Genomic DNA, 24,630 nt, shown 5'->3' with positions numbered 1-24,630 from the left:
GCCACGGCGCGTTCAAGCATGCCCGCCCACCGACGGTGTTTCCCGTTCCTGCCGCGCCAGCTCGTTGGCCACGGTTTCCGGCGAGCGGGTGTACGGCGCCAGCAGCGCGTAGAACGCCGGCACCACGAACAGCGACAGGAAGGTGGACACGGCGACGCCGAAGATCACCACGATGCCGATGGTGCCGCGGCTGGCCGAGCCGGGGCCGCCGGCCAGCACCAGCGGCACCGCGCCGACGATGGTGGCGATGGAGGTCATCAGGATCGGGCGCAGGCGCACCGTGGCCGATTCGACGATGGCCCGGTGCACGTCGCGGCCCTCGTCGCGCAGCTGGTTGGCGAACTCGACGATCAGGATGCCGTTCTTGGCCGCCAGACCCACCAGCATGACGATGCCGATCTGGCTGAACAGGTTGAGCGTGCCGCCGCTGAGGTACAGGCCGACGAAGGCGCCGAGCACGCCCAGCGGCACGGTGAGCATGATCACCAGCGGGTGGATGAAGCTCTCGAACTGCGCGGCCAGCACCAGGTACACCACCAGCAGCGCCATCGCGAAGGTCAGCAGCACCGCGCCGCCGGCCTTCTGGTATTCGCGCGACTCGCCCTTCCAGTCGATCTGCGCGTATTCGGGCAGTTCCTCGCGCGCGACCTGCTGCACCCAGTCGATGGTTTCGCCCAGGGTATGGCCGGGGGCGATGCCGGCGCTGATGGTGATCGAACGCAGCCGGTTGAAGCGGTTCAGGGTGCCGGCCTCGGCCACCTCGCTGAGCGTGACCAGGTTGGACAGCGGCACCAGTTCGCCCGAGCGCGCGCGTACCTGGATGGCCGACAGGTCGGCCGGCGAGGCGCGGCCGTCGCGGCTGGCCTGCACCAGCACGTCGTACTCCTCGCCGTTGTCGACGAAGGTGGTGACGCGGCGCGAGCCCATCATCGTCTCCAGTGCGCGGCCGATGTCGGTGACGCTGATGCCGAGGTCGGCGGCGCGCTGGCGGTCGATGTTCACCCGCATCTGCGGGCGGGTTTCCTTGTAGTCCGAGTCGGCGCCGACCAGGCCGGGGTAGTCGGCCATGCGCGCCAGCAGGCGGTCGCGCCACTGCGCGATCTCGGCGTATTCCGGCCCGCCCAGCACGATCTGGAACGGCTGGCCGAAGCTGCGCACCAGTCCGCCGCCCACTTGGGTGCGCACGCGCACGCCGCTCAGGCCGTTGAGCTCGCCCTGCAGCGCGTTGGCGACGTCGGCGGTGGCCTGGTGGCGCTGCCGCCACGGTTGCAGGAACACGCTGATGCGGCCGGTATGCATTTCCTCGCTGTTGCCCCAGCCGCCGGGCACGCGCGGGTTGGCGCGCACGATGGGCTCGTCGGGGCCGACGAAGCGGCCGACGATCTGCTCCACCTGCTGCACCTGGCCGACGGTGTAGTCGAAGCCGGCGCCCTCGGGGCCGTCGATCATGACCTGGAACGAGCCGCGGTCCTCGGCCGGCGCCAGTTCCGAGGGCAACTGCGTGAACAGGCCCCAGCTGGCGCCCAGCGCGGCCAGCATCACCAGCCCGAACACCAAGCTGCGCTGCACGTGGCGGTCGAGCACGCGCCCGTAGGCCGCGGCCAGCCGCGCCAGCTGGCGGTTGATGAAGCCATTGAGGCGGCTGCCCTTCCGCTCGCTGTGCGGGCGCAACAACTTGGAAGCCATCATCGGCGTCAGCGTCAGCGCGACGAACGCCGACAGCGCCACCGCCGCGGCCAGCGCGACGGCCAGCTCGCGGAACAGGCGGCCGGTGTTGCCTTCGAGGAAGCCCACCGGCAGGAACACCGCCACCAGCACCGCGGTGGTGGCGATCACCGCGAACGCCACCTGCGCGGTGCCGCGGCGGGCGGCCACCAGCGGCGGTTCGCCCAGGTCGATGCGGCGTTGCACGTTCTCGACCACGACGATGGCGTCGTCGACCACCAGGCCGATGCACAGCACCAGCGCCAGCAGGGTGAACAGGTTGATCGAGAAGCCGAAGGCGAACAGCGCGATGAACGCGGCCACCAGGCACACCGGCACCGTCACCGCCGGGATCAGCGCCGCGCGCAGGCTGCCCAGGAACAGCCAGATCACCACCAGCACCAGCACCATCGCCTCGATCAGGGTGGCGTAGACGCGCTCGACCGCCGCCTCGATGAAGGTGGTGTTGTCGAAGGCGACGAAGATGCTGGTGCCCTGCGGCAGGGTCGCGGCGATGCGCTCGGCCTCGGCGCGGGTGGCGCGGGCCACGTCCAGCGCGTTGGCGGTGGAGGTCTTGACGATGCCCAGGCCGATGCCCGGCTCGCCGTTGCTGCGGTAGTAGGCGCGGCGCTCGGCCGAGGCCAGCTCGACCTTGGCCACGTCGCCCAGCCGCACCACGTAGCCATCGGCGCCCTTGCCCAGCGGGATGCTGGCGAAGTCGGCCGGGGCCACGTAGCTGCGCTCCACGCGCAGGGTGAAGTCGCGGTCGGCCGATTCGATGCGCCCGGCCGGCAGTTCCACGTTCTCGTTGCGCAGCGCGGTCTCCACCTCGGCCACGGTCAGGCCGCGCGCGGCCAGCTGGTCGCGGTCCAGCCAGATGCGCATGGCATAGCGCTGGCGGCCGCCGATGCGCACCTGGGCCACGCCGTCGATGCTGGAGAAGCGGTCCACCACGTAGCGCTCGGCGTAGTCGCTCAGCTCCAGCGTGTCCATCGCCGAGGACGCCATGTTGAACCAGATGATCGCGTCGGCGTCGCTCTCGACCTTGGCGATCTCCGGCGGCCGCGCCTCCTCGGGCATGCGGTCGGCCACGCGGCTGACCGCGTCGCGCACGTCGTTGGCGGCGGCCTCGATGTCGCGGTTGGCGGTGAACTCGATGCTCACCGAGGCGCGGCCGTTGGTGCTGCGCGCGTTGATGGTGTCGATGCCCTCGATGCCGGCCAGCGCGTCCTCCAGCACCTGGGTGATGCGGCTTTCGATCACCGCCGCCGAGGCGCCGGTGTAGTCCACCGACACCGAGACGATCGGCGGGTCGATGGCCGGCAGCTCGCGCAGGGTGAGCCGGTTGAACGACATCACCCCCAGCACCACCAGCAGCAGGCTCATCACCACGGCCAGCACCGGCCGCTTGATCGACAGGTCCGACAGCTTCATCCGGCGCTGGCCTCCGTGGCCGGCGTGGCCGCGGCATCCTCGATGCGCAGGCCCGGGCGCAGCTTGCCGGTGCCGTCCACGACGATGCGGTCACCGGCCTCCAGCCCTTCGACGATCTCGACCACGCCGGCGCGGCGGGTGCCGGTGCGCACGTCCACCCGCTCGACCGCGGCGTCGTCCCCGACCCGGTAGACGAACGAATCGCGCCCGACCTGCACCACCGCGATCTCGGGGATCACCAGCGCCTGCCGCTCGGGGCGGAACACGCGCACGTCCAGCAGCATGCCCGGGCGCAGCGCGTGGTCCGGGTTGGGGAAATCGGCGCGCACGGTGACCGCGCGGCTGCCGGGGTCGACCCGCGCATCGACGGTGCTGACCTCGCCGTCGAAATTGCGCCCGGGCCAGGCGATGCTGCTGCCGCTGACCTTGTCGCCGGGCTTGAGCGAGGCCAGCTCGGCCTCCGGCACCTGGAAGTCGACGTGCATGCGCGACAGGTCGTCCAGCGTGGCGATCACCGTGGTCGGGGTGACCAGCGAACCGGGGCTGACCTGGCGGATGCCGAGCACGCCGGCGAACGGCGCCCGTACCTGGCGGTCGGTGACGTCCGCGCGCATCTGCCGCACCCGCGCCTCGGCGGCGTCGCGGATCGATTTCTGCGTATCCAGCGTGGAACTGGCGACCAGCTGCTGGGTGGCCAGCTCGCTCTGCCGCCGGTACAGGCGGTCGGCCTCGTCGAAGGTGGCCTGTGCCTGCGCCAGCGCAGCCTGCTGCGCGTCCACCCGCAGCGTCACCAGCGGCGCCCCGGCGGCCACTTCCTGGCCGCTGCGGAAATGCACCGTGTCGATGATCTCGCTGACCTTGGCGGTGACGACCACCGATTCGCGCGCCTTGGCGGTGCCGATGGCCTGCAGGGTGTCGTTCCAGGCCGAGGCCCGGACCACCTGGGTGGTGACCGGCACCGCGCCCGCCTGCGCGCGCGGCGCTTCGTTCCCCTCCTTGCCGCAACCGGCCAATGCCAGCGCCAGCACCATGCCACCGGCCACGGTGGCGGCAAAACGTCGCAACATGCCCAATTCCGTCAGATACCCGATCCGGCAGTCTAGCTGGGCCATGTGACGACCGGATGTGCCATTGGGTGGGGCGCTCCCTTCCCCTTCCTGATGAATCCGGTGGGTGCCTGAACCCGGCGAGAGCCGACCGTTGGTCGGCACTCTCGGCCGGTTCGCGGCAAGCCCCACGGCGCTGCGCGCCGCCACCCGGCCAACGGTCGAGCGCCACCGGGGTGAGGTGCCGTAGGTCGGGGTTACACCCCCGACGCCCGGGATACGGGAGTACCGACGTCGGCGGAAGATGCCCCGCAGGAGTGGATGCGGGGCGAACGTCGTCAGTGACGGTGAACCCTCTGGACTCCGTTTGCCCCTCACCCCAACCCCTCTCCCGGGGGGAGAGGGGCTTTCAAGGCCTCAGCGCAGCACCAGCCGCACTACCTGGTCGACCATCGCGTCCAGCGCCTCGCCATCGGCGTACAGGTGCAGCTCCGGGTTCTCCGGGGCCTCGTAGGGCGAATCGATGCCGGTGAAGTTGGGGATCTGCCCGGCGCGTGCCTTGCGGTACAGGCCCTTGACGTCGCGCGATTCGGCCACCTCCAGCGGCACGTCGACGAACACCTCGATGAACTCGCCTTCGGCGAAGCGCTCGCGCGCCATCTGTCGCTCGGCGCGGAACGGGGAGATGAAGCTGACCAGCACGATCAGCCCGGCGTCGGCCATCAACCGCGCCACCTCGGCGACGCGGCGGATGTTCTCCACCCGGTCCTCGTCGGTGAAGCCGAGGTCGCGGTTCAGGCCGTGGCGGACGTTGTCGCCGTCGAGGATGAATGTATGGCAGCCGCGCGCGTGCAGGCGCTTTTCCACCAGGTTGGCGATGGTGGACTTGCCGGCGCCGGACAGCCCGGTGAACCACAGCACCTTCGGCGCCTGCCCCTTGATCCGCGCGCGCGCGGCCTTGTCCACGTCCAGGTGCTGCCAGTGCACGTTGCCGGCGCGGCGCAGGGCGAAGTCCAGGGTGCCGGCGGCGACGGTGGCGTTGCTCTGGCGGTCGATCAGGATGAAGCCGCCCAGCGCATGGTTGACGGCGTACGGCTCGAAGGCGATGGGCTCGTCCAGCGACAGGTTGCAGTAGCCGACCTCGTTCAGCTCCAGCCGTTTGGCCGCCAGCTTGTCCTGCGTGTTGACGTCGATGCGGTGCTTGATTTCGCTGATGCTGGCGGCCACGGTGCGGCTGCCGATCTGCAACCAGTACGGGCGGCCGGGCAGCAGCGCGGCGTCGTCCATCCACAGCACGTGCGCGGCGAACTGGTCGGCCACTTCCGGCGGGTCGCCGGCGGCGGCGATGACATCGCCGCGGCTGATGTCGATCTCGTCAGCCAGGGTCAGCGTCACCGCCTGCCCGGCGCGGGCCACGACGACGTCGCCATTGGCGTCGAGCACGCGCGCCACGGTGCTGCGGCGGCCCGAGGGCAATGCCACCACCGCGTCGCCGGGGCGCACTTCGCCGGCGGCCAGGGTGCCGGCGAAACCGCGGAAATCCAGATTGGGGCGGTTCACCCACTGCACCGGCAGGCGCATGCCGGTGGCCGCGCCGGTGGCGTCGATCTGCACGCTTTCCAGGTGCTGCAGCAGCGCCGGGCCTTGGTACCACGGCGTATTGGGCGAAGGCTGCAACAGGTTGTCGCCTTCCAGCGCCGACAGCGGGATGACCTGCACGTGGGCGATGCCCAGCTGCGCGGCCAGCGCGCGGTATTCATCGGCGATGCGCTCGAACACGCCCTGGTCGTAATCGACCAGGTCCATCTTGTTGACCGCCAGCACCACCTGGCCGATGCCCAGCAGCGAGATGATGTAGCTGTGGCGGCGGGTCTGCTGCAGCAGGCCCTTGCGCGCGTCCACCAGCACCACCGCCAGGTCGGCGGTGGAGGCGCCGGTGGCCATGTTGCGGGTGTACTGCTCGTGGCCAGGGCAGTCGGCGACGATGTACTTGCGGCGGTCGGTGTCGAAGTAGCGGTAGGCCACGTCGATGGTGATGCCCTGCTCGCGCTCGGCGGCCAGCCCGTCCAGCAGCAGTGCGTAGTCGATGCGCTCGCCCTGGGTACCGTGGCGGCGGCTGTCGGCCTCCAGCGCGGCCAGCTGGTCGTCGAACAGGCGCTTGCTCTCGTACAGCAGCCGCCCGATCAGCGTGCTCTTGCCGTCGTCGACGCTGCCGCAGGTGATGAAGCGCAGCAGCGGTTTGGATTCGTGTTGCTGCAGGTAGGTGGAGATGTCGGAAGACGTGGCGACCGCGTTCATCAGAAATAGCCCTCCAGCTTCTTCTTCTCCATCGAGGCGGACTGGTCGTGGTCGATCAGCCGGCCCTGCCGCTCGGAACTGGTGGACACCAGCATCTCGGCGATGATCTTCTCCAGCGTGTCGGCTTCCGATTCGATGGCGCCGGTCAGCGGGTAGCAGCCCAGCGTGCGGAAGCGCACCTTGCGCAGCTGCGGTACTTCGCCCGGGCGCAGCGGCAGGCGTTCGTCGTCGACCATGATCAGGCTGCCGTCGCGCTCGACCACCGGGCGCTCGGCGGCCAGATACAACGGCACCACCGGGATGTTCTCGCGGTAGATGTAGAGCCAGATGTCCAGCTCGGTCCAGTTGGACAGCGGGAAGGCGCGCACGCTCTCGCCGGCGTGGATGCGGGCGTTGTAAAGGTTCCACAACTCCGGGCGCTGGTTCTTCGGGTCCCAACGGTGGCGGTCGTTGCGGAACGAGAACACCCGCTCCTTGGCCCGCGACTTCTCCTCGTCGCGGCGCGCGCCGCCGATGGCCGCGTCGAACTTCCACTTGTCCAGCGCCTGCTTCAAGCCCTGGGTCTTCATCACGTCGGTGTGCACGGATGCGCCGTGGGTGACCGGGCCGATGTCCCGGGCGATGCCGTCCGGGTTGATGTGCACGCGCAGGTCCACGCCGGTCTCGGCGGCGCGGCGGTCGCGGAAGGCGATCATCTCGCGGAACTTCCAGCGCGTGTCCACGTGCAGCAGCGGGATCGGCGGCACCCCCGGCGCGAACGCCTTGAGCAGCAGGTGCAGCAGCACCGAGCTGTCCTTGCCCACCGAATACAGCAGCACCGGGTTGGCGAAGCCGGCCGCGACCTCGCGCAGGATGTGGATGCTCTCGGCTTCCAGCCGGTCCAGGTGCGACAGCGAGGCGGTAACGGTCATTGCAGAGGCGATCTATACGAAGGGAGAAAGGATAGCAGTGCGGCCGGGCAGCTCCCCGGCAGGGCGGCCAGTGTGGGCATTGGCCGGCGGCGGAAGAAATAAACGCATGGCATGAAGCGATAACCGTCCATCCTTTCCGCCACGCGCGACGGCTGCCTAGCATCGGCCATCCACCTCCAGACCGGACAGGACATGACCGCCGCCGCTGCCACCGTGCCACCCAGCCCCCTGCCCGAAGACCGCCGGGTCCTGCTGACGCGCCTGGTGGACGGCCTGGACGGCAACAGCCTGTGGTGGCTGTCCGGCTTCGCCGCCGGGCTGGCGCAGGGCCACCCGCCGCCGTCGCTGGCGCTGGTCCAGCCCGCCCAGCCGGCCGCGCAGGCCGCCGGGCGGCTGACCATCGTCTACGGCAGCCAGACCGGCAACGCGCGCCGCAGCGCCGAACAGCTGGCCGCCGAGAGCGAAGCCGCCGGCCTGTCGGTGCGCCTGCTGCGCGCCGATGCCTACCCGACCCGCGAGCTGGCCGGCGAGCGCCTGCTCTACGTCGTCATCAGCACCCAGGGCGAAGGCGACCCGCCGGACGACGCCATCGGCTTCGTCGAGTTCCTCAACGGCCGGCGCGCGCCCAAGCTGCCGGAGCTGAAATACGCGGTGCTGGGCCTGGGCGATTCCAGCTACGCCGATTTCTGCGGCATCGGCCGCAAGCTGGACGCGCGGCTGGCCGAACTCGGCGCCCAGCGCCTGCAGGCGCTGGGCGAGGCCGACCTCGACATCGACACCGTGGCCACGCCGTGGCGCGCCAAGGCAGTGGCCGACGCCCGCGAGACGCTGGGCAACGCCGCCGTGCCCGCCGCCAGCAACGTCACCCCGCTGCGCCACGGCCAGGCCAGCGCGTGGAGCGCGCAGCATCCGTTCAACGCCGAGCTGCTGTCGCGGCAACTGGTCAGCGGCCGCGACTTCAAGGGCCCGGCGTTCGCCGTGCAGGCCGGCATCGACAAGCGCGTGCACCACCTCGAGCTGTCGCTGGAAGGCAGCGGCCTGCAGTACGAACCGGGCGATGCGCTGGGCATCATCCACCGCAACCCGCCGCGGCTGGTCGATTCCATCCTCGCCGCCACCGGGCTGGATGGCGACGCCACGGTCGAGCACGATGGCCACGCGCGGCCGCTGGCGCAATGGCTGGCCGAACACCGCGAACTGACCCGCATCTCGCGCCCGCTGCTGGCCACCGTGGCCGAGCGCGGCGGCAACGCCGAGCTGGCCGCGCTGCTGGAACCGGCGCGCGCCGGCGAGCTGGCTGCCGTGTTCGGCGACCACCAGCTGGTCGACGTGCTGCAGCGCTGGCCGGCCGACTGGGACGCCGCCGCGCTGGTGGCGGCGCTGCGCCCGGCCGCGCACCGCCTGTATTCCATCGCCTCCAGCCGCAAGCGCGTGGGCGAGGAAGTGCACCTGACCGTGGACGAGCTGGCCTACGCCGCGCACGGCCGCGACCACCTCGGCGCCGCCAGCGGTTTCCTCGCCGCACTGGAAGAAGGCGCGCCGGTGCCGGTGTTCGTCGAACCGAACGAACGCTTCCGGGTGCCGGCCGACGCCAGCCGCGACATCATCATGGTCGGCCCCGGCACCGGCGTGGCGCCGTTCCGCGGCTTCGTGCAGGAGCGCGCCGAAAGCGGCGCGGCGGGCCGCAACTGGCTGTTCTTCGGCGCGCGCCACTTCAACAGCGAGTTCCTCTATCAGGTCGAGTGGCAGGAAGCCCTGCAGAAAAAGGAACTGCACCGCCTCGACCTGGCCTTCTCCCGCGACCAGGCCGAGAAGATCTACGTGCAGCACCGCCTGCGCGAGCAGGGCCGCGAACTGTACGACTGGCTGCAGAACGGCGCGCACTTCTACGTGTGCGGTGCCATCGGCATGGGCAAGGACGTGCACGCCGCGCTGCTGGAGATCGTCGCCAGCCACAACGGCGGCGACGCCGAGGCGGCGACCGAGTACCTGTCCAGCCTGCAGCGCGAAGGCCGCTACGCCCGCGACGTCTACTGACCCCCTCCAGATTCCCCGTAGGAGCGCACCTTGGTGCGCGAGGGGCTTCACCGGGAAAGCTTCATCGCGCACCAAGGTGCGCTCCTACGAAAAACGCAGACAGCCAAAGACCATGAGCCACCCCTCCGTCGAAGACATCAAGATCAACAGCCACCGCCTGCGCGGCACCCTCGCCGAAGGGCTGCTCGACGCCACCACCGGCTCGCTGAACTTCGAGGACCAGCGCACCATCAAGTTCCACGGCAGCTACCAGCAGGACGACCGCGACCTGCGCGACGAGCGCCGCCGGCAGAAGCTGGAACCGGCGCACCAGTTCATGATCCGCATCCGCGCGCCGGGCGGCGTGTTCACGCCCGCGCAATGGCTCGGGCTCGACGAGATCGCCACCACCTACGCCAGCCATTCGCTGCGTGTGACCACGCGGCAGACCTTCCAGATCCACGGCGTCATCAAGCGCGAGCTGAAGGCGACGATGCAGGCGATCAACGCCGCGGCAATGGACACCATTTCCGCCTGCGGCGACGTCAACCGCAACGTGCTCGGCGCCAGCAACCCGTTGCAGTCGGCGCTTCATGCGCAGGTGCATGACTGGGCGCAGCGGCTGTCGCTGCACTTCAAGCCGGCCACCCGCGCCTACTACGAAATCTGGCTGGACGAGGAGAAGGTCGCCGAGAGCGGCGTCGAGCACGAGCCGATCTACGGCGACGCCTACCTGCCGCGCAAGTTCAAGATCGCCGTGGCGGTGCCGCCGTACAACGACGTGGACGTGTTCGCCAACGACCTCGGGCTGGTGGCCATCGTCGACGACGCCGGCCAGCTCGCCGGCTTCAACGTCGCCATCGGCGGCAGCATGGGCGCCAGCCACGGCATCGCCGCGCACTACCCGCGCGTCGGCAACGTGATCGGCTTCGTCACCCCGGAACAGGTATTCGCCATCGCCGAGGCAGCGGTGACGGTGCAACGCGACCTCGGCGACCGCGAGGACCGCAAGCACGCGCGCTTCAAGTACACCATCGACGACCACGGCTCGGACAGGATCGTGGCGATGATGGAAGCGCGCGCCGGCTTCACCCTGCAACCGGCGCGGCCGTTCCATTTCGAGCACAACGGCGACCGCTTCGGCTGGGTCGAGGGCGAGAACGGCCTGTGGCACCTGACCCTGTCGCTGCCCAGCGGGCGCATCGCCGACACCCCCGGCCGCCCGCTGCTGACCGGCCTGCGCGAGATCGCCAAAGTGCACGAAGGCGAGTTCCGCATGACCTGCAACCAGAACGTCATCATCGCCGGCGTGCCGGCCGCGCAGCGCGCGCGGATCGACGCACTGGTGGCGCAGCACGGGCTGGACCGCGAGAACAACGCGCCCACCGCGATCGCACGCAGCGCCGTGTCCTGCGTGGCCCTGCCCACCTGCGCGCTGGCGATGGCCGAGGCCGAGCGCTACCTGCCCGGCTTCCTCGCCGCGCTGGAACCGCTGCTGGACAAGCATGGCCTGCGCGAGGCGCCGATCCTGCTGCGCATCTCCGGCTGCCCCAACGGCTGCTCGCGGCCCTACCTGGCCGAGATCGCGCTGGTCGGCAAGGCGGTGGGCCGCTACAACCTGTTCCTCGGCGGCGACCACCGCGGCATGCGCATGAACACGCTGTACCGCGAAAACATCACCGAGCCGCAGATCCTCGAAGCGCTCGACCCGCTGCTGGGGCGCTATGCCGCCGAGCGCGAAACCGACGAACGCTTCGGCGACTTCCTGCACCGCGCCGGCATCGTCGAACTGCCGCCCTACCCCACCAACCGCCAGGTTGCACTGGAACTGCACGCATGAGCGCCCTGTCCGTTTCCTCCTTCGCCGCCGCCGATACCGAAACCGCCGCGCTGCCCGACGACCTGGCCGGGCCCAACGCGCAGCTGGAAACGATGGACGCCGGCCAGCGCGTGGACTGGGCGTTGCGGCACCTGCCCGGCACCCACGTGCTGTCCTCCAGTTTCGGCGCGCAATCGGCCGTGACCCTGCACCTGCTGACCCGCCAGCGCGCGGACATCCCGGTGATCCTGGTCGACACCGGCTACCTGTTCCCGGAAACCTACCGCTTCGCCGACGAACTGACCGGCCGGCTCGGCCTGAACCTGAAGGTCTACCGCCCGCTGGTCAGCCGCGCCTGGATGGAGGCGCGCCACGGCCGCCTGTGGGAGCAGGGACTGGTCGGCATCGAGCAGTACAACAACCTGCGCAAGGTCGAGCCGATGAAGCGCGCGCTGGAGGAACTGCACGCCGGCACCTGGTTCACCGGCCTGCGCCGCGGCCAGTCGGCCAGCCGCGCCGGCACGCCGATCCTGCAGAAGCGCGGCGAGCGCTGGAAGTTCAACCCGATCGCCGACTGGAACGACCGCGACGTGTGGAAGTACCTCAAGCAGCATGACCTGCCCTACCACCCGCTGTGGGAGCAGGGCTACGTCTCCATCGGCGACACCCACACCACCCGCCGCTGGGAGCCGGGCATGCGCGAGGAGGACACCCGTTTCTTCGGCCTGAAGCGCGAGTGCGGGTTGCACGAGGAAATCTGAGCGGCCGGCGGCAACGCCAGCGGGTCAATCATCCATCGCTTGCTGTCGTTCCCAGAACGCGAGCAATTCGCGCAGGCCGGGCGGGTTGCCGGCCAGGGCCACGTCCTCGCGCAGGTAGCCGGCTTCCTGCCGCCACTGCCGGCTGCTCAATTCCTGCAGCACGCTGCCCTCGGTGTGGCTGCAGCCCATGTGCCAGCGGGTGAAATACAGCCGTTCCACCGGGCCGTTCCGCAGTTCCTCCAGCCCCACGTGCATGCGCGAGGCGCAGATGCGCGCGTAGATGCGCGCCACACCGTCCTGCGGGCCTTCGAAATACTGGAAGAAGCGGTGCTCGTCGTGGAGCAGCACGCCGGTGACGCCCTCCAGGCGATTGTGCGCCCGGGCATCGACCAGCAGGTGGTCCAGGTCGGCGGGCGTCAAGCTGGCCACGGCGACACTGACGTAGGCCACCGCATACTGCGTCATCTGCATTCTCTCCGACCGGACCGGCCAAGCATGCCACAGGCGTCCCGCTGCCAGCCGACCGGCAGCGGGAGGAGCCGCGTCAGTAGCGGTAGTCCAGCTTCAACCACAACGTGCGGCCGGGCTCATTGATCCGCACCGGGTCGGCGGGGAAGCCGAAGTCGGCGCTGCCGGCCAGGTTCAGGTGCTCGGCATAGGCGCGGTCGAACAGGTTGTCGACGCCGGCACTGGCACGCAGGTGGTCGTTGATGCGGTAGGCGGCGTTGAGCGCGAAGGTGGCGAAGCCGGCGGTGGGGCCGAGGTCGCGGGCGACGACGTTGCCCGCGTCCAGCGCCACCCGGTCCTGCCGGGCCACCACGCGCAGCAGCGCGCCGGCCGACCAGCGTTCGCGTTCGTAGGCCGCGCTCAGGCGCGCTTCCAGCGGCGGGATCTGCGGCATCGCGCCGCCATCGCTGCGGTTCTCGCCCCACGCCCAGGCCAGCGTGCCGCCCAGCTTCCATGCCTCCTGCAGGCGCCATTCCACGCCGGCCTCGGCACCGGCGATGCGCGCATCGACATTGGCCGCGCGGGTGCTGTCGCCCATCATGCCGCCGCTGGAATAGGTGAACAGGATGTAGTCCCGCACGTAGCCGGCATAGGCCGACACCCAGGCGCTGCCGCGCTTGCCGCGGAACTGCGCGCCGACGTCCAGCTGCGTGGTCTTCTCCGGCTTCACCCCGGCGAAGGCGTTGGCGGCGCCGGCCGGGCCGGCGTCGGCGGAGAACAGTTCCCAGTAGTCGGGCATGCGTTCGGCATGGCCGAGGCCGGCGTACCAGGTCCAGTCCTTGCCGTGGTCGCGCTCGTAGCGCAGGAAGCCGCTGCCGAGGTCTTCGCTGCGGGTCCGGCCGGCGGTCGGGTTGGGCATGGCCATCATGCCGCTGGTCTGGCGCAGGTCGGTGGCTTCGGCATGGTCGATGCGCAGGCCACCGATCCAGCGCGCCGGGCGCTCTTCGCCCAGGGTCAGTTCGGCGAACACGCCGCGGTTGTCGAGATCGGCATCGCGCGTCCACGCCTTCTGCTGCCACATCCCGCGCATGCCACTGCGCTTGCGGTGGCGGCTGTCCTGCGCGTCGATGCCGGCGACGACGGCCACGTCCTGCCAGCGCCATTCCGCGGCGATGCGTCCGCCGCGGGTGCGCCGCTCCACGTTCGAGGCCATCGCCATCGGCATGCTGCCGTGCGGGTTGGGCTCGCGCAGGCTGTAGTTGTCCATCACGTGGTCGGCGGTGTTGGCGTACAGGTTGGCCTGCAGCTTGTCCCACGCGCCGGGCAGGTTGCCGCGCTCGAAGCGCAGGCCGTAGCTGCTGCGCTTGAACGCCGCGCCATCCATGCCGCGGCCGGCATAGCGGGCCAGCGCATCGCCGGTGCCGGCGCTCAGCTCCAGCACGGTGTCGGCGTCGGGCGTCCAGCCGATGGCGGCGTCGGCGTTCCACTTGCGCCAGCGCGAGGGCACCACGTCGCCGTTGCCGTCGCGGTAGTCGTCGGATTCGGAACGGTTGCCGTTCACCCGCACATAGCCGGGGGCGCTGCCGAAGGTGGCGTCGAGCACCTGGTCGTTGCGGTTGTTGGAGCCGGCCAGCGCGCTGGCTTCCAGCTCCATGCCCGGCGCGCTGAAACGCGGGGTGTCGCGCTCGAAGCGCACCGTGCCGGCCGAGGCACCGGCGCCCCAGCGCACGCTCTGCGGGCCCTTGATGACGGTGAGCCGGTCGAAGGTTTCCGGGGCGACGTAGGACAGCGGATTGTCCATCCGCGACGGGCAGGCGCCCATCAGGTTGCCGTCGTTGGTGAGGATGTTCAGGCGCGAACCGGACATGCCGCGCAGCACCGGGTCGCCATTGGTGCCGCCGTTGCGGATCGCGGAAAAGCCAGGGACGGTCTTCAGGTAGTCGGCGCCGTCGCTGGCCGGCACCGGCTGCCGCGGCAGGCTCGGGTCGGTGACCCATTGCAGCGGCGAGGACGGCGCGCTGGCGGTGACGACCACCGTTTCCAGGGTGATCGGGGAACCCGGCGCGTCGGCATGGGCCGCGGCCGGGAACAGGGCAAGCAACAGGCAGGAGGACAGGCACGCCGGTACGACCGGCTTGCGGGGGGAAGCGGGCAACATGGGATTCTCCGTGGGACACAGCCGCGCCACGCCATCGGGGGCGCAGGTCACGCGGCAAAAAAAGGGGGGTGTCGTCAGGAGAAACGCGGCGGCCCGCGGGCCAGGTGCGCGGACCAGCGCAGGCTGGCGGGAACATCGACCCGGCGCGGCGAAAACGGTGCCAGCCGGTACGGTAGCGGCGCCAGCACCAGCAGCAGCGCCATCCACGGCAGCAGGCGCATGGCCAGCACGCAGTATTCGCAGGCTTCGGCGTGGTTGGCGTGGGGGCCGGCGGGCGCATCGTGCCCATGCTCCGGCATCGACGGCGCGTGGCCGGCGTGATCCATGCCCGGCATTGCATGCGACAGGTGTTCGGCCATCACCACGGCCATCGCCACCGGTTGCGCCTGCAGCGCGCGGCTGACCAGCGGCGCAAGCAGCATCAGCAGCGTCGCCACCACGGCGAGCCGGGACATCCAACGGTGCAGGGGCAGTGAACGGATCACGCCGCGATTTTAAGCTGCCGCTCCATTCACCCACGTGCGACACATCGCCGCAGTGGGCGGCGAGGAACGAATGGAGAGGAACGGGGAACGAGGGAAGGAAGAAGCAAGGACATCGCGCAAGCGCTTCAATCCACAGCTTTTTCTTCCAGTCGTTGCTGGCTTCAACTGGTGATGGTCTGGGTCAGTTCTTCCCAGCTCGGCGGCGGCGGCCAGCCGGCTTCTTGATTTCCGTCAAGTACCCGGCGCAGGTCGCGCTTGTCGATCTGCGGGGCGAGCACGTGCACCAGTTCCAACGCGTAGTCGCGCAGCACGCGCTCGCGCGGCAGCACCGCCCAGGCGATGCACTCGGGCACCGCGTCCGGCGCCGGCCATGCGCGCAGGTCGGCATCGTTGCTGTTGACCGCCATTTCCGCCAGCAGGCCCACGCCCAGACCGGTGCGCACGTAGGTCTTTATCAGGTCGGCGTCGAGCGCGGTCAGGGCCAGGTCCGGTTCCAGCCGCTTGGCGGCGAAGGCGCGGCGCAACGAGGAGTTGGGACGGGTGGAGGATTCGTAGCTGATAAGCGGATGCGCGGCCAGCGCGGCCATGTCCGGCACCTTGCCGGCACGGTCGAGCGGGTGGCCCTTGGGCACCACCACCAGCCGCCGCCAGCGGTACAGCGGCACGGCGATGCCGGTGGTCGGCTCGCTGCCGGCGGTGCTGACGATGGCCATGTCGGCGTCGCCCTGGCCGAGCAGGTCCAGCGCGTCGCTTTCGGCGGCCTGCTGCAGGTGCACGCTGACCTGCGGGTAGGCCTGCTTGATCCGCGCCACCGCCGGCGGCAGCACGAAGCGCGCCTGGGTGTGGGTGGTGGTCAGCACCAGCTGGCCGTGGCTCTCGCGGCGCTGGTTGGCGGCATAGGTGCGGATGTTGTTGGCCTCGGCCAGCACCGCGCGGGCGCGGCCGATGACTTCCTCGCCGGCCGGGGTCACCGATTCCAGGCTGCGGCCCTTGCGCACGAACAGCAGGAAACCCAACTCGTCCTCCAGCTGCTTGAGCTGCTTGGACAGCCCCGGCTGGGTGGCGTGCACGCGGGTCGCCGCCAGCGTGATGTTCAGCTCGGCGTCGGCAATGGCGACCAGGTAGCGCAGTTGGGTGAGGGTCATCGCAGGGTCGGGGAAGCGCCGCTCGGAAAGGATGATGAATGTAGGCCAGATTGCCCCCACCACTTATAACCGAAAGGAATCTGAATGGCGGCGCAAGTCATTTCCGGGCGTTCCGGTGCGGGGCTACGGTCATCGTCCCTTCCACCTACCCTTCCCTTGCCGCCTTGAACGCCCCCTTGTTTCCGTTGTTCGCCGATCTGAACGGCCGCGCCGTACTGGTGGTCGGCGGGGGGGCGGTGGCCGCACGCAAGGTCGAGGCGCTGCTGCATGCCGGCGCGCGGCCGCGGGTGGGCGCACCGGAACTGGCACCATCGCTGCGCGCGCTGGCCGACGCCGGGCGCATCGAATGGCTGCCCGGGCGCTTCACCCCCGACTGGCTGGCCGAGGACATCTGGCTGGTGGTCGCCGCCACCGACGACGTCGCGGTCAACCAGGCCACCGCCAGCGCCGCCGGGGAACGGCGGCTGTTCGTGAACGTGGTCGACGACGCCCAGCTGTCGCGCTTCCACCTGCCGGCGGTGGTCGAACGCGGGCCGCTGCAGATCGCCATTTCCAGCGGTGGCGGCGCGCCGATGGTGGCGCGCCACGTGCGCCGCCGCATCGAGGAACTGTTCGACGACAGCTGGGGCCGGCTGACCGAGCTGCTCGGCCGCAAGCGCGCGCACATCCGCGCCCGCTTCCCCGATACCGCCACGCGCCGCCGCTTCTTCGATCGCCTGCTCGAAGGCCCACTGCCGGGCCTGCTGCGCCGCGGCCAGCGCGCCGCGGCGGAAGACGCGCTGCGCCACGCACTGGCCGGCGAAGCCCCTGCCGCCGCCGGCTCGGTGGTGCTGGTCGGCGCCGGTTCCGGCGACCCCGGCCTGCTGACGCTGGGCGCGCTGCGCGCGCTGAACCAGGCCGACGTGATCCTGCACGACCGGCTGGTCAGCGCCGAGGTGCTGCAACTGGCACGGCGCGACGCCGAGCGCATCGAAGTGGGCAAGTCCGCGCGCGGCCACAGCACCCGGCAAGAACACATCCATGCGCTGATGCTGGAGCACGCCCGCGCCGGCAGGCGCGTGGTGCGGCTCAAGGGCGGCGACGCCTTCGTGTTCGGCCGCGGCGGCGAGGAACTGCAGTTCCTGCGTGCCCACGGCATCCCCTATGAAGTGGTGCCCGGCATCACCGCCGCGCTGGCCTGTGCCGCCCACGCCGGCATCCCGCTCACCCACCGCGACCACGCCCAGCAACTGCGGCTGGTCACCGCGCACTGCAGGGATTCGCTGGACACGCTGGACTGGCCGGCGCTGGCCGCGCCGCGGCAGACGCTGGTGTTCTACATGGGCGTGGCCGCGCTGGCGCAGATCCGCACGCAGTTGCTCGACGCCGGCCTGCCCGCCGCTACGCCGTTCGCACTGGTGGAAAACGGTTCGCGCGCAGAGCAGCGCGTGGTCACCGGGCAGCTGCGGCAACTGGCCGAGGCGGCCGAACGCCACCGGGTGCAATCACCGGCGCTGCTGGTCGTCGGCGACGTGGCCGCGCTGGCCGACGAGCTGCACTGGTTCGGCGACGCCCCGCTGCACGCGGCCGCCCCCTCACTTTCCGCACCCACGACGACGCCGACACTGGCCGACGCCGCCTGATCCCATCCCCAGGAGAACCTCATGGCCATCTACAACAGCATCCTCGACACCATCGGCAATACCCCGATCATCAAGCTCAACCGGCTGGCGCCGGCCGGCGTGGACGTGTACGTCAAGGCCGAGTCCTTCAACCCCGGCAGCTCGGTCAAGGACCGCCTGGCGCTGGCGATCGTGCTCGACGCCGAGCAGCGCGGCCTGATCAAGCCCGGCGACACCATCGTCGAGGCCACCTCCGGCAACACCGGCGTGGCGCTGGCGATGGTCGCCGCCGCGCGCGGCTACAAGTTCGTCGCGGTGATGACCGAGACCTTCTCGATCGAGCGCCGCAAGGCGATGCGTGCCTATGGCGCCAAGGTCATCCTGACCCCGGCCGCCGCGCGCGGCACCGGCATGGTGGAGAAGGCGAAGGAACTGGCCGACAAGCACGGCTGGTTCCTGGCCAGCCAGTTCGCCAACCCGGCCAACCCGGCCTACCACCGCAACACCACCGCCGCCGAGATCCTGCGCGACTTCGCCGGCAAGCGCCTGGACTTCTTCGTCAGCGGCTGGGGCACCGGCGGCACCCTCACCGGCGTGGGCGAGGTGCTGAAGGTCGCACGCCCGGATACCCGCATCGTCGCCACCGAGCCGGCCGGCGCATCGCTGCTCAAGGGCGACGAATGGAAGCCGCACAAGATCCAGGGCTGGACCCCGGACTTCGTGCCGGAAGTGCTCAACCGCGCCGCCTACGACGAACTGCGCTCGGTGCAGGACGAACGCGCCATCGAGACTTCGCGCCGGCTGGCCGCCGAGGAAGGCATCTTCGTCGGCATCTCCGCCGGCGCCACCGCCGCCACCGCGCTGGAGCTGGCCGCCGGCGCTCCGGCCGGCACGGTGATCCTGGCGATGCTGCCCGATACCGGCGAGCGCTACTTCTCCACCCCGCTGTTCGCCGATGTCAACGAAGGCTCGGACGACGACTGGCTGGCCGGCCTGCCGTAAGCCACGGTTTCGACCACCGGGGATTCCCCGGCGGACCGCACCAAGACCGGGGGACGCCCCGGTCATCCCCGGTGCCCGCGGCTATTCCATCCCCCGCATTTTCTGCTGCATCCCATGTTCCTCCCCCGGTACGAAGGCCGCCCCGCGCGGCCTTCGTGCTGTCCACCGTGCGGAAATCCGCACGTGCCGGCATCCGGCTTCCGTCGCAGCTGCCGAGACCCGGAGCGGACAGACTTGCCGCCCACGAAGGGCGCCCCTGCCCTCACGCTCCGCTCACCTCACGGCACGGGAAGATCAGCGCCATGAACATCGACATCCGGCAAGGCGACATCACCACCCTGGCCGTGGACGCCATCGTCAACGCCGCCAACGAAAGCCTGCTCGGCGGTGGTGGCGTCGACGGCGCCATCCACCATGCCGCCGGACCGGGCCTGCTGGCCGAATGCGCGCGCCTGCCGGAACTGCGCCCGGGCGTGCGCTGTCCCACCGGCGAGGTACGCGCCACCGCCGGCCACGCACTGCCCGCACGCCACGTGTTCCACACCGTCGGCCCGGTCTGGCACGGCGGCGGCCGCGACGAGGCCGCGTTGCTGGCCAACTGCTACTGGAATTCGTTGCAACTGGCCGAACGGATGCAGCTGGAGTCGATCGCCTTCCCGGCGATCAGCTGCGGCGTCTATGGCTACCCACTGCATCAGGCCGCCAGCATCGCCGTCACCGAGACCGTCACCTGGCGCAGGAGCCACGCCCGCCCGCTGCGGATCATCCTGGTGGCCTGGAATACCGCCACCTTCAAGGCCTACCAGCAGGCACTGGCGGTGGCCGGGCAGGGCGCTGCCCCGGCAACGGCCATGCCGCCATCTGGATTCGCCGCCGCGCACTGAAGCGACGGCTTTCTCCCACGCTGAAAATGGAAACGCCGGCTCAAGGCCGGCGTTTCCACGATCAGCAAGGGCAGTCGGCGATCAGCCTTCCCACTTGCCCAGCGCGGCCAGGCCATTCTCCCTGGCGCGCTCGTACACGGTCTTCTGCGCGGCGTCGTAGTTGCCCTTCATGTCCTTGGCCCACAGCTTCAGCGCGGCCTGCTGCATCGCGCGGCCGTAGGAGAAGCTCAGCGGCCACGGCAGCCTGTCGAGCTGGTTCATGGCGTTCAGGTGCGCGGTGGACTGCTCGTCGCTCTGCCCGCCGGACAGGAACACCACGCCCGGCAGGATCGCCGGCACGGTGCTCTTCAGGCACATCACCGTGGCCTCGGCCACTTCCTCGACGTCGGCCTGCTCGTCGCAGTCCTTGCCGGAGACGACCATCGAGGCCTTCAGGATGGTGCCTTCCAGCAGCACGTTCTGCTGGTACAGCGCGTCGAACAGCGAGCGCAGGGTGGCTTCGGTGACTTCGTAGCAGGTCTCGATGTCGTGGTCGCCGTCCATGATGACTTCCGGCTCGACCATCGGCACCAGGCCGCACTCCTGGCACAGCGCGGCGTAGCGGGCCAGCGCGTGGGCGTTGGATTCGATGCAGGTGCCCGACGGGATGCTCTCGCCGATGTTGATCACCGCGCGCCACTTGGCGAAGCGCGCGCCGAGCTTGTAGTACCCCTGCAGGCGCTCGCGCAGGCCGTCCAGACCCTCGGTGACCAGTTCGCCCGGGCAGCCGGCCAGCGGGTGCGCGCCCTTGTCCACCTTGATGCCCGGGATCATGCCGTGGTCGGCCATGTACTTGGCGAATGGCACGCCGTCGCGGGTTTTCTGGCGGATGGTTTCGTCGTACAGGATCGCGCCGGAGATGTGCTCGTTGAGCTTGGGCGTGGTCAGCAGCAGTTCGCGGTAGGCGCGGCGGTTCTCTTCGGTGTTCTCGATGCCGACGCTGGCAAAGCGCTTGGCAATGGTGCCGGTGGATTCGTCGATGGCGATGATGCCCTTGCCCGGGGCGACCATTGCCTGTGCGGTTTCAGCCAGCAGTTCGATGCTCATGAAGTTCCTGTCACGGGGTGCGGAGAAACCCGGATTATAGCCCGCACCCGTCGTGGACCAGCCGTGAGGCTGGCCTGGAAACGCTTACAACCTGTCCGTTCGGGACAGGATTTGTCCTTGGCGTGTCCGGTAGTGCCGGCCGCTGGCCGACGACCTCGCAGCACTCGACCTTCTTGCAGTTGCCGGCCAGCGGCCGGCACTACCGAAACAGCCGCCCGACCAACGGTCGGGCGCTACCGAGGCGGGTGTCGCTTACAGCTCGCCCAGGCCGTTGGCATGGCCGTCGCTGCCCACTTCCAGCAGCCGCAGGGTGTTGGTGGCGCCGTGGGTTTCCATGTGCTCGCCGCTGGTGAACACCACGCGGTCGCCGGCCTCCAGCAGGCCGGCCTCGACCAGCAGGCGGATGCTGCCGCGCGCGGCCTCGCGCGGGGTGAAGCCGCGGCTGTCGAAGTTGATCGGGAACACGTCGCGCATCAGCGCCATGCGCCGGCGCGCGCTGTCGTGGCGGGTCACCGCGAACACCGGCGCCTTGGCACGGAAGCGCGACAGGTAGCGCGCGGTGCCGCCGGATTCGGTCATCGCCACGATCGCGCGCACGCCCACGTGCTGGGACAGGAACATCGTCGCCATCGCGATGGCCTGGTCGGCGCGCTCCAGATTGCGCGGCGAGGCGTTGAAATCGGTGTCGATCTGGAACTGGCGCTCGGCGCCGAGGCAGATGCGCGCCATCGCCTCGACCGCCTTCACCGGCCACGCGCCGGCGGCGGTTTCGGCCGACAGCATCACCGCGTCGGTGCCGTCGATGACCGAGTTGGCCACGTCCAGCACCTCGGCGCGGGTCGGGATCGGGCTTTCGACCATCGACTGCAGCATCTGCGTGGCGGTGATGACCACCTTGTTGTGCGCCAGCGCGGCCTTGATGATCTTCTTCTGCAGGCCCGGCAGTTCGGCGTCGCCGATCTCCACGCCGAGGTCGCCGCGCGCGACCATCACCACGTCGCTGGCCTCGACGATCTCTTCCAGGTTCTCGATGGCCTCGGTGCGCTCGATCTTCGACACCAGCGCCGCGTCGCAGTCGTGCTGGCGGGCGACGGCGCGGGCGTCGTGCATGTCCTGCGCGTTGCGGCAGAACGAGACGGCGATGAAGTCCACGCCGATCTTGGCGACGATGCCGATCAGTTCCTTGTCACGCTCGGTCAACGCGCCCAGCGACAGGCCGCCGCCCTGCTTGTTCAGGCCCTTGCGGTCGGACAGCACGCCGTCGTTGAGCACGGTGTTGACGATGCGCTCGCCCTGCACTTCGACCACCTGCAGCTGCATCAGGCCATCGTCGAGCAGCAGGACGTCGCCGGGGACCACGTCCTGCGGCAGGCCGAGGTAGCTCACGCCGACCTGGGTGGCGTCGCCCGGCACGGCGTTGGCATTGGCGATCAGGTCGAAGCGGTCGCCGGCCTTGAGCTGCACCTTGCCTTCGGCGAAGCGCTCGATGCGGATCTTCGGCCCCGGCAGGTCGGCGAGGATGCCCACCTCCACGCCCACGCGCTGCGCGGCGGCGCGCACTTCGGCGGCGCGCTTGGCCTGGCCGGAGGGATCGCCGTGGGAGAAGTTCAGGCGCACCACGTTGACGCCGGCGCGGAACAGATCGTCCAGCACCCCGGGGGCGTCGGTCGCCGGGCCAAGGGTGGCGAGGATCTTGGTGCGGCGCTGGCGTTCGATCATGGTGTGCTGTCTCCGTATGGAACCGGCGAAAGTAGCACATCCGTTGCATGACAACGATGTCGCATACGATTTCAGAAGACACCATTCGCGCTGTCCGGGAGACAGCCGGGACAGGCCATCCGGACAGTGTCCTGACAGGACAACCGCAGGTCGGGGGCATGCCCCCGACGCTTGATGTTCGGATGCACGGAGCGTCGGGGGCATGGCCCCAACCTGCGGCGATCAGGCCGACAGCAGTCCCTGCAGTTCCAGCGGCGTCGCGGCCAGCACGTCGGCGCCGGCCGCCTGCAACTCTTCGCGGCCACCGAAGCCCCACAGCACGCCGACGTTGCGCATGCCGTGGTGGCGCGCACCCTCGATGTCCATGTGCCGGTCGCCGATCATCCGGCACCGGGCCGGCGACAGCGACAGCCGGCGCAGCGCCTCGGCGATCAGCTCCGGCTTGTGGCTGCGCGAGCCATCGGCAGTGGCGCCGACGATGTCCGCGAAGCAGCCGCCGAACGGCAGGTGCTCGACGATGCGCCGCGCATGCGGTTCGTTCTTCGCCGTCACCACCGCCAGCCGGTGGCCGGCCGCGTGCAGGCCCTGCACCACTTCGCCAATGCCGGCATAGACCTCGTGCTCCTGCCAGCCGAGCACGTCGAAACGCTCGCGGTACAGCTCCACCGCCTGCTCCACTTGCGCCGCATCGCCGAATACCGGGGCGAAGCTGGTGCGCAGCGAGGGGCCGATCCACTTGCGCAGTTCGGCCATCGCCGGCACCGGTTGCTGCATCTTCTCCAGCGCATGGGCCACGCAGCGGGTGATCCCGACGACCGAATCGATCAGGGTGCCGTCGAGGTCGAAGAACAACACGTCGCGGCTCACGCGCCGCGGGCCTCCAGCGCGGCCACCGCCGGCAAGGTCTTGCCCTCCAGGAATTCGAGGAACGCGCCGCCGCCGGTGGAGATGTAGCTCACCTCATCGGCGATGCCGTACTTGTCCACCGCCGCCAGCGTGTCGCCGCCGCCGGCGATCGAGAATGCCCTGGAGCTTGCGATCGCGCGCGCCAGCGCTTCGGTGCCCTTGCCGAAGGCGTCGAACTCGAACACGCCGACCGGGCCGTTCCAGACCACGGTGCCGGCCTTGGCGATCAGCCCGGCATAGTGCGCGGCGGTGGCCGGGCCGATGTCGAGGATCATGTCGTCGGCGGCCACTTCGCCCACCGGCTTGACCGTGGCCGGCGCGTCGGCAGCGAACGCCGGGGCCACCACCACGTCGCTCGGCAGCGGGATTTCGGCGCCGCGTGCCTTGGCATCGGCGTCGATCCTGCGCGCGGTGTCGAGCAGGTCGTTCTCGACCAGCGACTTGCCCACGCCGTGGCCCTCGGCGGCGATGAAGGTGTTGGCGATGCCGCCGCCGACGATCAGTTGGTCCACCTTGCCGACCAGGCTGGACAGCAGTTCCAGCTTGGTGCTGACCTTGGAGCCGGCGACGATCGCCAGCAGCGGCCGCGCCGGGTTGGCCAGCGCCTTGTCCAGCGCGTCCAGCTCGGCCATCAGCAGCGGACCACCGGCGGCGACCGGGGCGAAGCGGATCACGCCGTGGGTCGAGGCCTGCGCGCGGTGCGCGGTGCCGAAGGCGTCCATCACGAACACGTCGCACAGCGCGGCATATTTCTTCGACAGGGTTTCGTCGTCGGCCTTCTCGCCGACGTTCATGCGGCAGTTTTCCAGCAGCACGATCCTGCCCGGCGCGACATCGACGCCATCCACCCAGCCTTTGACCAGCGGCACATCCACGTCCAGCAGCTCGGACAGGCGCGCGGCCACCGGAGCCAGCGAATCGGCCTCGCTCCACACGCCTTCCTTCGGCCGGCCGAGGTGCGAGGTGACCATCACCGCGGCCCCCTTTTCCAGCGCCAGCTTCAGCGTCGGCAACGAGGCGGTGATGCGCTGCTCGGAGGTGATGCGGCCATTGTCGATGGGGACGTTGAGGTCTTGCCGGATCAGGACACGCTTGCCGGAAAGGTCAAGGTCGGTCATGCGAACGATGGACATGGCAGCACGGCTCCGTGGCGGTGGGGAAACCGCGATTCTCGCCCGCGCCGCCAGCGCGGGCAAACCGGCACCTGT

Annotated in this window: 18 protein-coding genes; 6 read left to right on the top strand and 12 right to left on the bottom strand. The window is 70.1% G+C overall.

Translation table 11 applies throughout. The features are described 5' to 3' along the window. Positions 1-12 precede the first annotated feature (12 nt). The 4 genes from MIC98_RS06075 to cysD form a co-directional block, all read right to left on the bottom strand. Positions 13-3,138 carry an efflux RND transporter permease subunit gene (locus MIC98_RS06075; protein ID WP_239736492.1) on the bottom strand — a complete coding sequence of 1,042 codons (3,126 nt, stop codon included), beginning with the start codon at positions 3,136-3,138 and terminating at the stop codon, positions 13-15. Then, positions 3,135-4,205 carry an efflux RND transporter periplasmic adaptor subunit gene (locus MIC98_RS06070; protein WP_239736491.1) on the bottom strand — a complete coding sequence of 357 codons (1,071 nt, stop codon included), beginning with the start codon at positions 4,203-4,205 and terminating at the stop codon, positions 3,135-3,137. Before MIC98_RS06070 ends, MIC98_RS06075 begins: the two co-directional genes overlap by 4 nt. Before the next feature lie 396 nt (positions 4,206-4,601). Then, positions 4,602-6,482, bottom strand: a complete 1,881-nt coding sequence (cysN, locus tag MIC98_RS06065; RefSeq protein ID WP_239736490.1) for a sulfate adenylyltransferase subunit CysN — start codon at positions 6,480-6,482, stop codon at positions 4,602-4,604. Continuing rightward, a complete protein-coding gene (gene cysD, locus MIC98_RS06060) occupies positions 6,482-7,393 on the bottom strand; it encodes a sulfate adenylyltransferase subunit CysD (RefSeq protein ID WP_239736489.1) in 912 nt (303 codons plus the stop codon). The genes cysN and cysD overlap by 1 nt, the downstream gene beginning before the upstream one ends. 192 nt (positions 7,394-7,585) lie before the next feature. On the opposite strand from cysD, the gene MIC98_RS06055 reads away from it, so the two are divergent. The 3 genes from MIC98_RS06055 (at position 7,586) to MIC98_RS06045 (ending at position 11,989) form a co-directional block, all read left to right on the top strand. Further along, positions 7,586-9,430: an assimilatory sulfite reductase (NADPH) flavoprotein subunit gene (locus tag MIC98_RS06055; protein ID WP_239736488.1), complete on the top strand. Its 1,845-nt coding sequence runs from the start codon at positions 7,586-7,588 to the stop codon at positions 9,428-9,430. 76 nt (positions 9,431-9,506) lie between these two features. Further along, positions 9,507-11,249, top strand: coding sequence for an assimilatory sulfite reductase (NADPH) hemoprotein subunit (gene cysI / locus MIC98_RS06050; RefSeq protein ID WP_345772152.1), 1,743 nt, complete (start codon positions 9,507-9,509; stop codon positions 11,247-11,249). Next, positions 11,246-11,989: a phosphoadenylyl-sulfate reductase gene (locus MIC98_RS06045; RefSeq protein ID WP_239736486.1), complete on the top strand. Its 744-nt coding sequence runs from the start codon at positions 11,246-11,248 to the stop codon at positions 11,987-11,989. Before cysI ends, MIC98_RS06045 begins: the two co-directional genes overlap by 4 nt. Positions 11,990-12,013: 24 nt before the next feature. Here the strand turns inward: MIC98_RS06045 and MIC98_RS06040 are convergent, their stop codons facing one another. The 4 genes from MIC98_RS06040 to MIC98_RS06025 form a co-directional block, all read right to left on the bottom strand. Beyond that, positions 12,014-12,454, bottom strand: a complete 441-nt coding sequence (locus MIC98_RS06040; RefSeq protein ID WP_239736485.1) for a BLUF domain-containing protein — start codon at positions 12,452-12,454, stop codon at positions 12,014-12,016. Positions 12,455-12,533: 79 nt separating this feature from the next. After that, positions 12,534-14,594, bottom strand: a complete 2,061-nt coding sequence (locus tag MIC98_RS06035; protein WP_239736484.1) for a TonB-dependent copper receptor — start codon at positions 14,592-14,594, stop codon at positions 12,534-12,536. Between the two features lie 74 nt (positions 14,595-14,668). Next, entirely contained in the window at positions 14,669-15,049 is a 381-nt protein-coding gene (locus tag MIC98_RS06030; protein ID WP_239736483.1) for a DUF2946 family protein, read from the bottom strand. Between the two features lie 191 nt (positions 15,050-15,240). After that, positions 15,241-16,224 carry a LysR family transcriptional regulator gene (locus MIC98_RS06025; protein ID WP_239736482.1) on the bottom strand — a complete coding sequence of 328 codons (984 nt, stop codon included), beginning with the start codon at positions 16,222-16,224 and terminating at the stop codon, positions 15,241-15,243. A 176-nt stretch (positions 16,225-16,400) separates the two neighbouring features. On the opposite strand from MIC98_RS06025, the gene cysG reads away from it, so the two are divergent. From cysG to MIC98_RS06010, 3 genes are all read left to right on the top strand, one after another. Beyond that, complete coding sequence (cysG, locus tag MIC98_RS06020; RefSeq protein WP_239736481.1) at positions 16,401-17,846, top strand: siroheme synthase CysG; 1,446 nt, start codon at positions 16,401-16,403, stop codon at positions 17,844-17,846. A gap of 21 nt (positions 17,847-17,867) precedes the next feature. Further along, positions 17,868-18,827 (top strand): cysteine synthase A, encoded by a 960-nt coding sequence (gene cysK / locus MIC98_RS06015; RefSeq protein WP_239736480.1) that lies wholly within the window; start codon positions 17,868-17,870, stop codon positions 18,825-18,827. Between the two features lie 302 nt (positions 18,828-19,129). After that, positions 19,130-19,711: an O-acetyl-ADP-ribose deacetylase gene (locus MIC98_RS06010; RefSeq protein ID WP_239736479.1), complete on the top strand. Its 582-nt coding sequence runs from the start codon at positions 19,130-19,132 to the stop codon at positions 19,709-19,711. Between the two features lie 81 nt (positions 19,712-19,792). Here MIC98_RS06010 and MIC98_RS06005 read toward each other — a convergent pair whose 3' ends face one another. The 4 genes from MIC98_RS06005 to MIC98_RS05990 form a co-directional block, all read right to left on the bottom strand. Further along, complete coding sequence (locus MIC98_RS06005; protein ID WP_239736478.1) at positions 19,793-20,797, bottom strand: class I fructose-bisphosphate aldolase; 1,005 nt, start codon at positions 20,795-20,797, stop codon at positions 19,793-19,795. A 252-nt stretch (positions 20,798-21,049) separates the two neighbouring features. Then, positions 21,050-22,516 (bottom strand): pyruvate kinase, encoded by a 1,467-nt coding sequence (gene pyk, locus MIC98_RS06000; RefSeq protein ID WP_239736477.1) that lies wholly within the window; start codon positions 22,514-22,516, stop codon positions 21,050-21,052. A 222-nt stretch (positions 22,517-22,738) separates the two neighbouring features. Then, on the bottom strand, positions 22,739-23,383 hold the full coding sequence (locus MIC98_RS05995) for an HAD hydrolase-like protein (RefSeq protein ID WP_239736476.1): 645 nt from the start codon (positions 23,381-23,383) through the stop codon (positions 22,739-22,741). After that, positions 23,380-24,555: a phosphoglycerate kinase gene (locus tag MIC98_RS05990; RefSeq protein WP_239736474.1), complete on the bottom strand. Its 1,176-nt coding sequence runs from the start codon at positions 24,553-24,555 to the stop codon at positions 23,380-23,382. Before MIC98_RS05990 ends, MIC98_RS05995 begins: the two co-directional genes overlap by 4 nt. Positions 24,556-24,630 lie beyond the last annotated feature (75 nt).

It is taken from the genome of Stenotrophomonas sp. NLF4-10 (genome assembly GCF_022359915.1).
GTDB classification, from domain to species: Bacteria; Pseudomonadota; Gammaproteobacteria; order Xanthomonadales; family Xanthomonadaceae; genus Stenotrophomonas; species Stenotrophomonas daejeonensis.
Note: the sequence above shows the minus strand (reverse complement) of the source record. Positions and strands in the feature narration are given on the sequence as shown.

Bases quoted from the DNA above. Each gene is read 5' to 3' on its own strand.
- MIC98_RS06030 (WP_239736483.1), bottom strand. From the start codon at position 15,049: ATGTCCCGGCTCGCCGTGGTGGCGACGCTGCTGATGCTGCTTGCGCCG.
- MIC98_RS06070 (WP_239736491.1), bottom strand. From the start codon at position 4,205: ATGTTGCGACGTTTTGCCGCCACCGTGGCCGGTGGCATGGTGCTGGCG.
- MIC98_RS06075 (WP_239736492.1), bottom strand. From the start codon at position 3,138: ATGAAGCTGTCGGACCTGTCGATCAAGCGGCCGGTGCTGGCCGTGGTG.
- pyk (WP_239736477.1), bottom strand. From the start codon at position 22,516: ATGATCGAACGCCAGCGCCGCACCAAGATCCTCGCCACCCTTGGCCCG.
- MIC98_RS06055 (WP_239736488.1), top strand. From the start codon at position 7,586: ATGACCGCCGCCGCTGCCACCGTGCCACCCAGCCCCCTGCCCGAAGAC.
- MIC98_RS06035 (WP_239736484.1), bottom strand. From the start codon at position 14,594: ATGTTGCCCGCTTCCCCCCGCAAGCCGGTCGTACCGGCGTGCCTGTCC.
- cysN (WP_239736490.1), bottom strand. From the start codon at position 6,482: ATGAACGCGGTCGCCACGTCTTCCGACATCTCCACCTACCTGCAGCAA.
- MIC98_RS06045 (WP_239736486.1), top strand. From the start codon at position 11,246: ATGAGCGCCCTGTCCGTTTCCTCCTTCGCCGCCGCCGATACCGAAACC.
- cysD (WP_239736489.1), bottom strand. From the start codon at position 7,393: ATGACCGTTACCGCCTCGCTGTCGCACCTGGACCGGCTGGAAGCCGAG.
- MIC98_RS06010 (WP_239736479.1), top strand. From the start codon at position 19,130: ATGAACATCGACATCCGGCAAGGCGACATCACCACCCTGGCCGTGGAC.
- MIC98_RS05990 (WP_239736474.1), bottom strand. From the start codon at position 24,555: ATGTCCATCGTTCGCATGACCGACCTTGACCTTTCCGGCAAGCGTGTC.
- MIC98_RS06025 (WP_239736482.1), bottom strand. From the start codon at position 16,224: ATGACCCTCACCCAACTGCGCTACCTGGTCGCCATTGCCGACGCCGAG.
- MIC98_RS06040 (WP_239736485.1), bottom strand. From the start codon at position 12,454: ATGACGCAGTATGCGGTGGCCTACGTCAGTGTCGCCGTGGCCAGCTTG.
- cysK (WP_239736480.1), top strand. From the start codon at position 17,868: ATGGCCATCTACAACAGCATCCTCGACACCATCGGCAATACCCCGATC.
- MIC98_RS06005 (WP_239736478.1), bottom strand. From the start codon at position 20,797: ATGAGCATCGAACTGCTGGCTGAAACCGCACAGGCAATGGTCGCCCCG.